Genomic DNA, 14505 nt, shown 5'->3' on the forward strand with positions numbered 1-14505 from the left:
GTGCATACAAACAGAAAAACACCTCCAAAGTCGTTCACCACATCCTCTGACATGGGAGCATACTCTGAAAGGTGTTTTGTTTTGTAAAGCTCGAGTGGGAGAGAATCCCTGCATTATGTGTTAAGCTGTTCACGGCTTTTTAGGAGACATCATTTGCTCTAGGAGTTGTCTAACTTCCTCAGTAGAAAAAGCCTCAGCCAATTCTTCATTAAAAGTGACCATAGCGCTATCTATTTTAGATTGTCCGAGATCTGTCAACGCTGTATAAATACTGCGGCGATCTTCATCACAAGAGATTCTTTCCAGAGCACCACAACTTCGAGCTTCGAAACGGCTCACAAGTCTGGATATCGCACTTTGGCTCAGCCCGATCATGGATTCCAGTTGTTGCAACCGAAGTTTTTTCTCAGGTGCTTGCGATAAAAACATCAACAAGTAAAAATCATTTAAAGAATAATTATGTTTTTCCATTAGCTTTGCCTCTAATTTATTCGCAACAGTACTTTGCATTTGTGTAAAGGCTAACCAGTTAGCGATAAGATTATTATTAGACGTAGTAGTCATCTTACACTTCCTTTCTAAAGGTAATGCTGTACACCATCTATCCTATAATATCATAAGAGATCATATAAGAGTTAATGATGTACTCGCAGGTTACCTCGTCCAATACACAACACTAGTTACAATAAAATAGTTAAAATGATTAGGGATGCAATTCCAGCTTCTTAGCTGTGGGCTTACCATACATTTTTATTCTAATGATAATCAATAGGAAGGCCAGTACAGCAAATCCAATTCCGCACCATACAAGCTGATGTACTCCCCATTGCACTAGAAACCAGCCGCCGACCGCTGTTCCGATTGTTATTCCTAAATTCGTGAAGGTTACAAACAAGCTGTTTCCAAATTCAGGCGCTGATTGAGATTCGATGATCAGCCAGCTTTGACCAATGATAAGTCCACCAGCGTGTACAATACCCCATAAGAAAATCAGTGCAAACATAGGAATAAAATGATTTCCTAAAAAATATAGCATCACATAAATGATAAGGAAAATTAGAGGAAACAACGTTGTTGTGAGCGTAATATTCTTCTGCACGAACCCTCCAAATATGAAGTTCCCCAAAATCATGACCACTCCAAAAATGAATAACATGATGCTGACCCAGGAGCCATTCATTTGAGTTACTTGTCCGAGATATTCGGCAAAATAACTATATACAGAGAACATAGCCGCAAATAAAGCTGCAACAGATGCGATGTTTAACCACAAAGCAGGTTTACGTAAAACACGGAGTTGTTCTCCATAAGTCATCTTTTCTTGAACAGGCATCGAAGGAAGCCAGATCAATATGCCGATAAAGGCTATGATACTAATTATGGCACCAAACATGAAGGCAACTTCAACGGAAATCCGCTCTGCGAGATAAGAGGTCAAAGGTACACCAAAGGCAAAGCCTGCTGTTATCCCTGTAAATACTTTGGTTACCGCTTGGCTACTTTTCTCTGGAGAAACCAGTGAAGCTGCCACCACAAGAGCTACAGAAAAGAAAGCAGGATGCGCCAAAGCCGGTATAATCCGAAATGCCAGCATCACATTGAAGCTTGTAGCGAAAATATAAACAACGTTAGAGATCGCAAACAGCAACACAGCGATTAACAATATGAATTTACGATTGATCCCTGAAGAGAACAGGGTTATAAAAGGTCCAGACAAGGCAACGACCAAGGCGAATATACTAACAAGCCAACCGGCCTCTGATGTAGAAATATTGAATTTCTGCGCTACTTGCGGTAGCACGCCGATAATCCCCATCTCCGTTGTAATAATTCCGAATACACCTAAAGCCAATACTACTATAAGCAAAGGGTTAGTCTTTGTCATTCAATCCTCCTCAAATCTGAATTAACGAAATCCCATCGCGTACTGTTTAGGGATGCTATTCTCCTGTTTGAGGGAATCTGCAGCAGTTAATGCCCAATATGGATTTCTCAACATGCCTCGGCCTACGGCAACAAGGTCAGTATCTTCATTAGCAATAACTGCGTTCGCAACCGCCGGCTCATCCAACTTCCCTACGGCAATAACCGGAACTTGCAATTTTTGTTTGATCTCTCTAGCTAACGAAATCTGATAAGCCGCCTGTGTTCCCGGGGCATTAGCAGGTGATACAGGACCCTCACCACCGGAGCTGACATGGAACATATCTACTCCTGCTTCCTTGTACGCTTTACTGAATTCCACTGCCTGAGGCAAATCATATCCTCCATCTGTGTATTCCTTGGCAGAGATCCGCATAATTAACGGCATTCCTTCAGGCATCTCCCCTTTGGCGGCAGCAATCACTTCTTTACCAAACAGGGTTAGATCCTGACCGTATTCATCTGTTCTGCGATTCGTTAACGGTGAATGGAATTGGTGAATGAGGTAGCCATGTGCACCATGCAGTTCGATAACGTCCACTCCGGCTTGCACCGCACGTTTAACGCCGAGACGGAACTTCTCCACCATACCCTTCACTTCTTCAGTAGTAAGCTCCCGCGGAGTTTTGGATTTTGAGCTAAAAGGAATAGCTGAAGGCGCAACCGGAACGGCAGCATCCTCTGCCTTACGTCCAGCATGGGCAATCTGAATTCCAACCTTTGCGCCATGAGCATGAACGGCATCTACAATTCTAGCTAGAGCAGGGATTTGCTCATCGTTCCAGATTCCAAGATCGTAATCAGAGATGCGACCATCCGGGTCTACATCTGTCATTTCTATAATAATCAATCCAGCTCCACCAACCGCCCGGCTAACATAGTGATTGTAGTGCCAGTCATTAGCAATACCATCTTTGTTGACTACGGAATATTGACACATCGGAGGCATAACGACACGGTTCTTCAATTGCAAGGAACTGAGTTCAAACGGACTGAATAAGTAATTCATGATTTCTCTCCTCTGTATATGCAATTTGATCTGTAATCAACTTGCAAGTTGTAATAATCAGCATGCGAAATTTAGATGCATGCGTATGCATATAATATATAAAAATAAAAATCCATTGTCAACTGTAGTTCTACGAAAAGAAAAACACCGCCCCGTAGGGCGATGTAAACTAACTTTTTTTTTTCAATTGTCCGATAACATGTCAGAACATCTATTTATGGAGATAGCCGATTTTTTAGTAACAATAATCCCTTAGTTTCTTACTCCATCTGGAAAAAAATCTGCTTTTTTCAGATACACAACGTCGATATTCTCATGTAAAGGTCCATTTTGTTCCGTTCTCTCCTTAAGCTCGAGCCATTCCGGATCTTCTTGAAAAGCCTTAAAGTTCTGTTCCCGCGCAGCCAGATCACGATGTTCAAGTACATAGTACAACCGATTCGTGGATTCATCCGCTTCCACCCAAAATTCAGTGACCTTCATATGATGCTTGGCAAAAATTGTTATCGTACCATCCCGGAATCGATCCAGTATAGATTGCATGCGACCAGGAATGACATGGTAAATCCGCAGCTCATATAGCATAAACATCATCCTCCGTTCATTTTATGAATGCAAGTATTATTCCCGTTTGCAAGATGTTCTATAGCTTACCACCGGCCAGCACTTTGACCCCCATCGACATGAAGGATTTCACCGGTTACGAACCGTGCCGATTCCAGATACAGAATAGCATTCACAATATCTTGAGCCTCGCCCATCACACCAATAGGATGCAACTTAGCCAAGAAATCATGTGTCTCTACAGGGTGCATCGGTGTTTTGATAATCCCTGGCGCTACTGCATTTACGCGAATGCCTTGATCGGCATACTCAATGGCAAGCGATTTTGTTGCCGCCGCTAAACCGCCTTTAGTCAGGGCAGCAAGTACGGATGGCACACCTTTGATAGGCTGATCAACAGCACCACTCGCCGTGATGTTAACGATGTGACCAGAACCCGTCTTCAGCATCTCAGTCACCGCATGCTGGGTCACATGGAAGAATCCTTTGAGATTGACGTCCAGCTTGGATTCAAGGTCCTCCTTAGTATAATCTGTGAAAGATTTTGATATAAAAATGCCGGCATTGTTCACCAAGGTATCGATACGTCCAAAACGCGATAACCCTTCAGCAATCAAACGTTTTGCGATTTGTGGATTTGAAATGTCGCCGATAACATAAGCGATCTGCTTACCTGTTGGATCGATTTCCTTAGCAGCTTCCACCAAGAGTTGCTCACGGCGCCCGTTAATCACTACATTTGCACCTTGCTGTACCAACTCAATCGCTACTGCCTTTCCGATACCGCTGCTTCCGCCTGTAACTACTGCTACTTTATTTTGAAAACTCATGTTGTTATCTCCTTTGTCTACCTTTTAATAGGTAATTGTATTTATCTGCCCACTCATCATACAATGATATCTGCTATCATGTATAATACAGAATCATGATGCCAAATATCTATAATCAAGATACCTAAATCAACTCTACAGGAGGTCAACATGGATATTCAGTTGCTCAAAGTGTTTTTCACCACAGCTCAGGAAGGAAGTATATCGAAGGCGGCTAATAAATTAAACTTTGCTCAATCCAATGTCACGCATAAGATTCAACAGTTGGAAGCCGATTTGCAGACACAGTTATTTTACCGTCACAATCGGGGCATTACACTTACCCCTTCCGGCCAAACCCTGATTACCTATGCGGAGAAAATATTACATGTTATTCAAGAAGCGAGATTGGCCGTTGGAGACACTGCCGTCCCTGCAGGACAGCTCCACATCGGGTCCCTGGAAGTCACTGCTGCCGTTCGGCTGCCTGCCCTGCTTACTAAATATCACGCCGAATATCCGGCGGTCGACTTTTCTTTAATCACAGGTCCAACTGAGCAGCATCTTCACGGGGTTCTACACTATGAGCTGAACGGAGCATTCGTATCGGGCCCCGTGGAGCATCCGGAATTGATTCAAGAAAATGTCATTGAGGAAGAAATGGTGCTTGTCACCCCCCTCTCCCATCCGCCCGTCCAGGCAATCCATGACATACAGCTTCGCACAGTTCTTGTCTTTCCAAGCGGCTGCACCTATCGGTCCAAATTAAGTCAGATGCTCCAGGAAGAAGGGATCTCACCTGAGAAGATGATGGAATTCGCATCGCTCGAAACGATCATCGGTTGTGTCAGCGCTGGCTTGGGGATTTCGCTTATGCCGCGTTCCATGGTAGCCGTGTCGGAGCAGCAAGGCCGTGTCCGCTGTCATACCATCTCTGACAAACATGCCTTGGCGCAAACCGTGTTCATTATGCGAAAAGACACTTTAATGACGCCTGCCTTATCAACCTTCTTGTCGGAAATGCGGTCCCACTTTAGCTGAAGCATTGGAAATAGCGCTATATAGAATGTATCGTAGTGTAATTAGCGGCATTTTCGTACCTTAAATCCTCTGCCGCTAGCGGTTAGTGGAGATTAAGTGCAATATTGTACCTTAAATTTTCCAGAATACCCCGTACAGCCTGCTTTTTCGAAAATAAGATACAGAAATGCCCTTATTCCCCTCTTTTGCCTATATAGAAGGAAAATAAGGTACAAAAATGCCGTTAATTGGGTAAGTGTCCCCTCTTTTTCACTGTTAAGACATCTGGTGCAGGGGAATTGCCGCTTCTAGTTGTTCGGCTTACATAGCACAATTAAAATGCGATTTCAAGCAATATAGAACATATGTTCTATATACGTAAAAACAGCATTTTTATCGACACACGACTCATATCGTTTATTAATATCGCAAATAAGTCATAATTCCTATAATATACCTATTTGAGTATTCAAATCGAGTATCTTCTCAAGCGAAAAAATGCGATAATTACCGGTAACGAACATATGTTCTTGTTGCGAAATAGATCATTCACCGTTAACTGGAGTCTATCATTGGTTGGAGGTAACATAGAAATCAACTCGGGGGAACTACGTAGAAAATTCATACGAACAAAAAATATGGAACTTGCACCTGAACTTGAACAAATAGTTTTGCACAGACGTTAATCTTTTGGTTTCTTGCGCCGCTCTTGGCGGGGCTTTCTAAACCAAGTAAAGAACGACAATCCGAATGCAATAATCACAAAGTATACAGGCTGAACCCAAGGATGTTCCAACATCACATTAGATTTCCAGAAGGCTATCCAGTTTGTCATTTAATCGCCTCACTCGCTGGTCAGATTTTGTTTTTTTCGCCGAATCCATGAAACAAACATTAATATCATTGGGATCACGAACATTAACAATATATAAACCGGACTGAACGGAACGACCTTTTCCACCACAGCAATATGCTCAATGACATTGGGAGCCATCGTCATCCCTAACACGAAAGCAATGATGACCACAGGCAGAATAAAAATGCGGCTGCTTTGTGTGTAAGTCAGCTTTTGAACGCTCCGGATCGTGGCAAACAAATAAATAAAGGTCTTCAGGAATGCCATAAAGCAAAAATAAAGAACGCCTGTAGCATCAAGTTGGGTAATAAAGTCTGCCACAGAGATCACTTGGATCAGCGCATACATCGGGTAAGTTGCCCGCTGGAAAATCGCTTCCCCAAATACGGAAATGGCCAAGGCATCGGTGAAAGCGATAAAACTGCCGGCCAGCAATGTTGAAACAACCATTGTCCTTCCTACTTTCCCTTTGGGCTTGACAGAAGTCCAGATTAGTGCCAAGGCCAGAGATTCCCCATAGGATTGGATAACTCCTAACGGCCATACAACTTTCCATATCCTGCCCCATCCTTGGTCCAGTAGTGGAAAAAGATTTCTTGTATCTACAACTCCAGAACTAAATATTAAGATCACTTCTACTGCATAAATGAGGGCCAGGATCGGCAGTATCAGCTCGGCGAGCCGCCCCATTACTCGTATTCCCAAAAAAAGAGCATAGGCGAGGGCAATCATAAACAAAATCAAAATGGCCCAGGGAGGCGTGCGGGGCAAAATGGTTGAGGGTACTAAATTATTGATGTCCGCCACGATTCTCCCGGCGATATACAAAAATAAAAGTGGATGGAGCCAGGCAAGAGGCGTACCCAGCCAACGGCCAAATTGCTTCGGAAAACATTCAACATAGGTAAGCCCCGGATTTAATTTAGTGACACTGACATAAATCAAGACAACACCTGTACCCAAAATAGTGGATATCAAAACAGCCAACCAGGAATCTCTCCCTGCGCCAGCCGCGAAACCAAATATGATGGTCGTTCCAATTTGATAAATAATCGAAATAGTCAGCAATTGGTGCCGTGAGATGGTTTCCATACGGTTGTCCCTATTCCTTAGTTAAATTTAATACAGCTATTTGTCTAATTTCTTTTCATCCCAGAACATGGAGTCGTTCACACGCCCTGTTCCGACGATTTTAAAATGAGCTTTCGTCTGGATCGCAACCTTTGGAAATTCCTCTTGCCATTGCTTGGAATACTTCTCATTCCATACTTTCTTATTGGCTCTATGCAAGAGGATCCCCAGTCCAATAACATCAGATTTATACTGCTTCTTTAACTTTTCTACAGTGCTCGTGACTCTTTTTTCAATCTCTTGCTCCAGCGCATGTTGCACTTTATTTAAACTTTGAACCTCTGTGAAGTTAAGTTTGGTGGAATTCTCAAATATTTCGCCTGTGATATGAACATTAATCTCAAAGCTTATGTTATCCCCTTGAATTTTGGGTTTAATGTTGGTTTTGGCTTTATAGAGCTGAGCACTTATTTTTCCGGATATCCTTTCATTGGGTGCCTTTTCATCGGGCATAGTGACGGTAATCGCAGTGTTTTTCACTTTACCCTTTAGCCATAATAAAGTCTCAGCATCTCGCCGCTTCATCCATCCGATCAATTTATCATTATTGAAAATGCCTACACCCACCATACCGAATCCTGAGGGGTCGTTCTGGGATTGAGAGCTATCAAGGCCGTTTAGGGGCACAACTTGTACTTGTGTGCTCAACGGCTCGATCCCTTGTTCAAGCAGTCGAAAGATAAAATCCCGAACAGTGGCACTCTCCATCAGCAAAGCCTTCTCCTCTTCCCTGATCTCCTCGGCCGTAAAGATTTCAAAATTGGGAGGTGTCATTAATAAATCCTTCGCCTTTCCTTGAGTTGTAAGTAAAAAGTTACTTCCCCGGGCTTCCCTGTGTCTGCTGAAAAATTCCAGCGCAGGTGTAATCCCCGAGCGTGCGAATTTATCGCCCACAATGACCACACGATTATGAGAGAAAATCACAACGCGAGAAAGCTTTTTCTGAAGAAGATGATAGGCATCTAAGATAGTCTCCCCCGTCTCGGAGACGACGAGCGTCGCGCTATCACTTGCACCTCCTTTTTCACTGATTCCTTTGGTCATTTTCACCTTCAAAATCTGCAAGCTTAGTTGCAGCTTGTCGTCCTCGGCAAGGTCTATCGCAGTCCCGGTGACAATAGCCACGTCGTTCAACTCCACTCTGCTCCAGCAGCCCGATAGCGATATAGAGATTAGCAATGTGAGTATCAGAATCAGCGTTTTTCTCATTAGGACCTCTTGTGCGAGTTTATTATTCGCTTGTACGAGACGAATTTTTAAATCTTCGGAGCCGGTTGGCACGAACAATGACATCTTTAATTCCGCGGAAGCGCAGAGGTGCCAGAGGTGCCATGTAAGGATGACCGAAAGACTGGAGATTCAACATATGAAGCAGGAGCATCAAAAGCAGCATCAAAATTCCATAGAGCCCCAGTGTTGCTGCCGCAATCATCATAGGGAAACGAAGCAGGCGGAAGGAGAGCCCTAATTGAAAGCTTGGAAAAATAAAAGAAGCAATACCGGTCATGGACACAATAATAACCAGTGGTGAAGATACAATACCGGCCGCTACAGCAGCCTGTCCAATGACCAAAGCTCCAACGATACTTACGGCTTGTCCGACTGGCCTCGGAAGACGCACCCCCGCCTCCCGCAAGCCCTCGAATGAAACTTCCATCAGCAAAGCTTCCACAAATGCGGGGAAGGGCACGGTTTCCCGGGAAGAAGCTATACTGACCAATAGCATAGTCGGTATCATTTCGTGATGATAGGTCGTCAAGGCAATATAAAGCGAGGGCAAAAGTAGTGAGGAAGCAACGGCCAGCAGACGCAAAAAACGAATAAACGTAGAAACGAGATACCTCTGATAATAATCCTCGGGCGATTGCAGCAATTGAAAAAATGTTCCGGGTACAATGATTGCAAACGGCGTATTGTCAATCAGTATCCCTACCTTCCCTTCGAGCAGGTTGCCGACTACCCGATCCGGTCGTTCGGTAATCACCACTTGGGGAAAGGGCGATAACGAATTATCCTCAATCAGCTCTTCAATATACCCGCTTTCCAGAATTGCGTTGATGCGAATACTGCCCACCCTTTTTTTCACTTCAGCAATTAAGTCATCCTTCGCCACGCCTTCCAGATAAGTAATGGCTATATTCGTATTGGACAACTGACCGAGCACAACCATCTCCATTTTAAGCTGTACGGTCTTTAGTCTTCTGCGAATGAGGCTGATATTTGTACTCAGATCTTCTTGAAAGCCTTCCCTGGGACCCCGAATCACCGCTTCGGTAGCGGGTTCTTCGATCGCTCTTTTCTCCCAGCCCTTTGCATTCATAATTAGAACCTGATTCCACCCGTCCATCAGTAACGCCAAATCGCCAGATAAAATATATCCAACCGCTTCTTGAAAATCTTTCGCCCAGCTTACTTGAGAAATGAAGCTCAGCTTAGACTGAATCGTATGCTTGATATCATCCGTTAGCTTGACGAAATCCCCTGTAATACTGGACTCCATGAACTGTCTCATGATGTCCAAATCAATGGATTTGGTGTCGACCATTCCGCTCAAGTAAATAAGTGACCCTTTTTGCCCAACATTAATCTCAAATGGACGATATTGAATATCCGCACACTTATCAAAAATAGCCAGAAATTGCTGGAGATTCTCATTCAAATCTCTGCTCAAGGTGTAATTGTGGGTATTAACGTCTGCTGGTGGTAAGTTGGAGGCCATTTCAGACTCATTCCTTTTTTTGGACAACTAATTTTTGTTAATATAACCAACCCGCTTTTTTAATATGCAAGTGACTAGTTGTCTAACGATGCTCGGGGATACACAAAGAGTTATGCATTCAGCAACCGCCCAATACGCTCCACTTCCTGGCTGAATTTTTTAGCAAGCCTTGCTTTGCCGAGATTGGATTTTACAATCTTTTGTATTCGTTTGTCCTCTGACCTAGCAAATTTGGCCAACAGCGCGAAACCAGCTTCGGGGGCCCGCTCTACAAACAGGCTGACCGCATACTCCAATCCTTTGGATAATACCCGATAATCTTCTGTATTATGGTTCATTTGGCCGGCAGTAATCTCATCTAGAATTTGTTCTGATAATTTTAAGGCATACAGTACGTGGGAGGATTCTTTCAGAAGAGGCGGATGGGCCAATGCCGCAACAAAGGCGCGTTTCTCCAGCGGATTGGCCTGGGGACCGATGGAATCAAACAGAGATTGGATGACATTGAATTCTTTTTCTCCGATCCGTTGGAGTACCATAGCTGCCGCTTCGCGCATTCGCCATCTGACATCATTCATAGCCGCTTGGCATTTTTCGAGGATGATCTGCTTTCTAGAAAGCTCTGCATAATAGTAATAGGCCCCCATCGCCTGCAGCGCACAGAAAGGTAGATATTCACAGGGATTATTGGTAGGCGCATCAGTAGCAGTGATGTTCACCCACTTCAAGATAAGGCTCCAAGCGTCGCTTGTGACCACACTAGATTCAAAAGCATTCGCAAACGTAGCAGCGATCTCCAGATTCGCACGTGGTCCCGGCAAATTGGATTCACCTAACAACATCTCTTCAAGTTCAGTGAATCTGTTGGCATCCTGAAGATCATCATAGAATCTATTCTTTGTCACTTTACTGTTCATACTACCCCTCCTACATTGTAAAATAGCCTATTTCATCCAATATATGTCCTATTCTATAGGAATCATTAGCATGGGAAAGGAGGTTTCTCATAGTCTCTCCACGATAAAAGTGTTCAAAAACCCAGCTATTTAGCCAAGGTTCATGAACACTTTTTAGGCATTACATTTTCAATTCAATTTACAAGCGACACCCCCCGCCATCCACCATCAACGTCTGACCCGTAATATAATTGGAATCATCGCTGGCAAAGAAAACAACAGCGCGTCCGATATCGTCCTCTACATCTCCCACTCTTCGCATCGGGATCTTGGATAACGTTTCTTCAAAATGCTCCGGCATATGCTGCGCCCACTGTTGAACACCTGGAGAATTAGCAAATGGACAGATCACGTTGACTTTGATGCCGTGTGGTCCAAATTCATTGGCTACGACACGGGACAATCCCCGAACAGCTTCTTTGGAGGCGGCATAGGCAGCTTGGTTCAAGTCTCCGTTAATTCCCGCTCCGGAAGCAAAGTTAATGATGTGCCCTTGAGTTTCCTTTAAATAAGGAAAGGCTTGCTGCATGAGAAAGAACGTGGGGAAGAATCCGGTTTTGAACGGCAGCTCCAGGTCAGCTGGAGTGATCTCCATGAAAGGCTTCACGCGCGAAGCTTGGGCATTGTTAACCAGGATATCCAGCTGTCCAAAGACGTCGATCGTCCGACTGACAATTCTCGAATGTGTACTGAAATCTGCCAGATCGGCATGAATGAAAATAGACTCCGGCCCAAGCAGCTTCAGATCCTCAATGGCTTGATTGCCTGCCTCTTCGTTGTAGTCCACGATTACAACCTTTGCCCCTTCTTTTACAAAAGCTTTGGCAATACCATTCCCTACGCCCGACGCCCCGCCCGTAATAATCGCTACCTTATTCTCTAGTTTTCTCATGTTATCACCTCAGGTTTTATTGTTATTGCTTGATGCATAGACAAAGTATAGTGGTAACCATTGACTGGACATAGAGCGGATAATTTGTCGATTAACAAGCGTAACGGTATAATTTCATAATAGGCGTACAGAACCAGCTTACAAGGAGATTACATTATGGAGCTTCAGCAGCTTAAATACTTTGTCGAGGTAGCCAATCAATTGCATTTTGGGCGTGCTGCCGAACGATTGCATGCTTCTCAGCAGTCCGTCAGCCATCAAATCGCACAGTTGGAAAGCGAGCTAGGCGTTCAACTCTTTAAGCGTACAACGCGTAAGGTGGAGCTGACACAATCCGGGGAAGCGCTGCTTGAGCAGGTTCATCTTGTCTTCAAGCATTTACAGCGAGGGATAGACGAAGCCGTACGGGCAGAGCATGGCCGCAGGGGCCGGCTTACAATAGGTTATTTTGGCATTATGCTCTACAGCATTTTACCAAGCGCCGTTCGACTGTACCGGGAACGTTATCCCGAGGTTGAGATTGTTATGCAGGAGCTGCCCTCCCACCAATTGGAGGAAAAGCTGCTACAAGGCGAAATTGATGTCGGTTTTTCTGTGTATCTTAACGATAAGCATAGCGAGCTGAGTATGAATTGGCTTCCATTTTCAACAGAGTCCATTGTCTTTGCCCTGCCGAAGCATCATCCCTTAGCCACGAAAAAAGAGCTTTCCCTGGCCGATTTAGAAAAAGAGCCCTTTGTTATGCTGAACCGGAACGATTCACCCGTGTTGTTCGATATTTTCGTCCTCTTCTGCCGTCAGACCGGCTTCAGTCCGAATATAGTACAGGAAGCTGCCAGTGATCAGGCAGTTATTGGGTTAGTAGCCGCTGGTGTGGGTACTGCTCTGGTGCTGGGCTGTATGAGCAGGCTGTTCGAAAATGATATTACTTATGTTCCAATGGCGGAGTCGATGTTTAACATTCAGCTCGCGATTTGTTGGCTCCACAGCAACGAGACGGCACAGGTAGAACAATTCGCAGAAGTCGTAAGAAGCTTTATTCCTTGAATGCTGTTCATAGAAAAGCAAACAAAAAAGAATCCCGCCGATTCCACGAATGGCAGGGATTCTTTCTTATTTATGCCGCAATCATTTTCTTAGGCGCTGCTTCTTATCCATTGGATGCACTCTCTTCCGGCGCCTTCGTCCGTTTAACAAAAAGACCTAGCACGAGTGCAACGAGACAGATGTAAAAAGCAACCTGGAAGGCACCCTGCATACCTGATACCAATCCCTTAGTGGCTTCCTCAAGTCCTGTTGGATTGGCGGACGACTCCAAATACCGCTTGGTTCCATTTGAGAAAATACTGATGAACAGCGCTGTCCCGATCGCACCTGACACCTGCTGCAGTGTATTCATAATGGCCGTGCCGTGCGGATACAGATTTCTTGGCAGCTGATTCAGTCCTGTCGTCTGCGCCGGCATCATGATCATGGAAATACCAATCATCAGAATGACATGCAGCGTGATTAATGTTCCTTTGGACGTCTCTAAATCCATGCCTGTAATGAGAAAGAGTGAAATTGCCGTGATGATGAGACCCGGTACGATAAGCACTTTAGGGCCAAATTTATCAAAGAGTTTGCCGGAGATCGGCGACATAATCCCGTTGACAATACCGCCTGGCATGAGTGTCAACCCAGCGGCGAATGCTGTCATTAGCAATGCTTTTTGCATGTATAGCGGTAATATGATCGTCGTTGAGAATAAGGTCATCGTCATCACAAGCATAAGTACAGTCGTTAGCGCGAACATCGGATATTTGAATACCCGCATGTCCATCATCGGCTCTTTGACGACCAGTTGACGCCAGACGAACAGCAAGATGGACACTCCGCCTGCGGCAATGGTCCAGATCACCTCATGCTCTGACCAGGAGATCTCTCCCGCTTTGCTAAAGCCATACACAATCCCGCCGAAGCCTATGGTAGACAGCAGAATAGACAAGAAATCTACTTTCGGCTTGGTAATATCCGATACATTCTTTAAATAAATGAAGCCAAAAACAAGCGATACTACGACTAACGGAATGACCAGGAAAAATAACCAATGCCAAGACAAAGAGTCAATAATGAGTCCGGATAAAGTGGGACCGATAGCTGGCCCAAACATAAGCACGAGCCCGATCATCCCCATAGCCGCTCCCCGATTATCTGGAGGATAAATAATCAGGATCGTATTCATCATCACCGGGATTAAGAGTCCTGTACCCGCAGCCTGCACAATTCGCCCAATGAGGAGAAGCTCAAAGGAACCGGAGAATCCGCAGATTATAGTGCCGACCAGAAAAAGCATCATGGCAGATAAGAACATCTGGCGCGTGCTAAACCATTGCTGCAGCAATGCCGTTACGGGCACCAAAATGCCAATAACCAACATATAGACCGTTGACAGCCATTGTATGGTCGAGGTTTCTACATTGAACTGCTTCATTAAATCCGGAAAAGCGATGCCGATTAGCGTCTCATTCAAAATCGCTACAAAAGCACCGATGATCAGAGCCGTAATGATCGGTCCACGTTTAATCGTGCTTAAATCTACTTTGGATGATGTGTTGCTTCCTGTGATCATCTTTTTGCCCCCTTA

14 protein-coding genes are annotated in these 14505 nt (G+C 44.5%); 2 read left to right on the forward strand and 12 right to left on the reverse strand.

Going from position 1 to position 14505, the window contains the following annotated elements:
• Positions 1-129: 129 nt before the first annotated feature.
• The 5 genes from ACFRAM_RS00385 to ACFRAM_RS00405 form a co-directional block, all read right to left on the reverse strand.
• Positions 130-564, reverse strand: a complete 435-nt coding sequence (locus ACFRAM_RS00385) for a MarR family winged helix-turn-helix transcriptional regulator (RefSeq protein ID WP_379463937.1) — start codon at positions 562-564, stop codon at positions 130-132.
• Positions 565-703: 139 nt separating this feature from the next.
• A complete protein-coding gene (locus ACFRAM_RS00390) occupies positions 704-1885 on the reverse strand; it encodes an MFS transporter (protein ID WP_379463939.1) in 1182 nt (393 codons plus the stop codon).
• A 21-nt stretch (positions 1886-1906) separates the two neighbouring features.
• Positions 1907-2932, reverse strand: a complete 1026-nt coding sequence (locus ACFRAM_RS00395; RefSeq protein ID WP_066361320.1) for an NADH:flavin oxidoreductase/NADH oxidase — start codon at positions 2930-2932, stop codon at positions 1907-1909.
• A gap of 252 nt (positions 2933-3184) precedes the next feature.
• Positions 3185-3517, reverse strand: coding sequence for an NIPSNAP family protein (locus ACFRAM_RS00400; protein ID WP_379463941.1), 333 nt, complete (start codon positions 3515-3517; stop codon positions 3185-3187).
• 65 nt (positions 3518-3582) lie between these two features.
• Complete coding sequence (locus ACFRAM_RS00405; protein ID WP_379463943.1) at positions 3583-4326, reverse strand: SDR family NAD(P)-dependent oxidoreductase; 744 nt, start codon at positions 4324-4326, stop codon at positions 3583-3585.
• Between the two features lie 150 nt (positions 4327-4476).
• Between ACFRAM_RS00405 and ACFRAM_RS00410 the strand changes: the two genes are divergently transcribed.
• Positions 4477-5346: a LysR family transcriptional regulator gene (locus tag ACFRAM_RS00410; protein ID WP_379463945.1), complete on the forward strand. Its 870-nt coding sequence runs from the start codon at positions 4477-4479 to the stop codon at positions 5344-5346.
• 661 nt (positions 5347-6007) lie between these two features.
• On the opposite strand, the gene ACFRAM_RS00415 is transcribed toward ACFRAM_RS00410, so the two are convergent.
• The 6 genes from ACFRAM_RS00415 to ACFRAM_RS00440 all read right to left on the reverse strand — a co-directional run bounded on the left by ACFRAM_RS00415 (position 6008) and on the right by ACFRAM_RS00440 (position 11879).
• Positions 6008-6160, reverse strand: coding sequence for a hypothetical protein (locus tag ACFRAM_RS00415; RefSeq protein WP_175370597.1), 153 nt, complete (start codon positions 6158-6160; stop codon positions 6008-6010).
• 9 nt (positions 6161-6169) lie between these two features.
• Complete coding sequence (locus tag ACFRAM_RS00420) at positions 6170-7273, reverse strand: GerAB/ArcD/ProY family transporter (protein ID WP_379463947.1); 1104 nt, start codon at positions 7271-7273, stop codon at positions 6170-6172.
• 36 nt (positions 7274-7309) lie between these two features.
• Complete coding sequence (locus ACFRAM_RS00425; protein ID WP_379463949.1) at positions 7310-8605, reverse strand: Ger(x)C family spore germination protein; 1296 nt, start codon at positions 8603-8605, stop codon at positions 7310-7312.
• Positions 8544-10031 (reverse strand): spore germination protein, encoded by a 1488-nt coding sequence (locus ACFRAM_RS00430; protein WP_379463951.1) that lies wholly within the window; start codon positions 10029-10031, stop codon positions 8544-8546. Before ACFRAM_RS00430 ends, ACFRAM_RS00425 begins: the two co-directional genes overlap by 62 nt.
• Positions 10032-10141: 110 nt before the next feature.
• Entirely contained in the window at positions 10142-10948 is an 807-nt protein-coding gene (locus ACFRAM_RS00435; RefSeq protein WP_379463953.1) for a hypothetical protein, read from the reverse strand.
• A 178-nt stretch (positions 10949-11126) separates the two neighbouring features.
• Complete coding sequence (locus tag ACFRAM_RS00440) at positions 11127-11879, reverse strand: SDR family NAD(P)-dependent oxidoreductase (protein WP_379463955.1); 753 nt, start codon at positions 11877-11879, stop codon at positions 11127-11129.
• Between the two features lie 156 nt (positions 11880-12035).
• Here ACFRAM_RS00440 and ACFRAM_RS00445 point away from each other — a divergent pair, with 156 nt between their 5' ends.
• Positions 12036-12926: a LysR family transcriptional regulator gene (locus ACFRAM_RS00445; protein ID WP_379463957.1), complete on the forward strand. Its 891-nt coding sequence runs from the start codon at positions 12036-12038 to the stop codon at positions 12924-12926.
• Positions 12927-13029: 103 nt separating this feature from the next.
• On the opposite strand, the gene ACFRAM_RS00450 is transcribed toward ACFRAM_RS00445, so the two are convergent.
• Positions 13030-14490, reverse strand: coding sequence for a DHA2 family efflux MFS transporter permease subunit (locus ACFRAM_RS00450; RefSeq protein ID WP_379463959.1), 1461 nt, complete (start codon positions 14488-14490; stop codon positions 13030-13032).
• Between the last annotated feature and the right edge of the window lie 15 nt (positions 14491-14505).

Origin of the sequence: Paenibacillus sp. NPDC056722, from assembly GCF_042790635.1 — a bacterium.
Classification (GTDB): domain Bacteria; phylum Bacillota; class Bacilli; order Paenibacillales; family Paenibacillaceae; genus Paenibacillus_AQ; species Paenibacillus_AQ agri.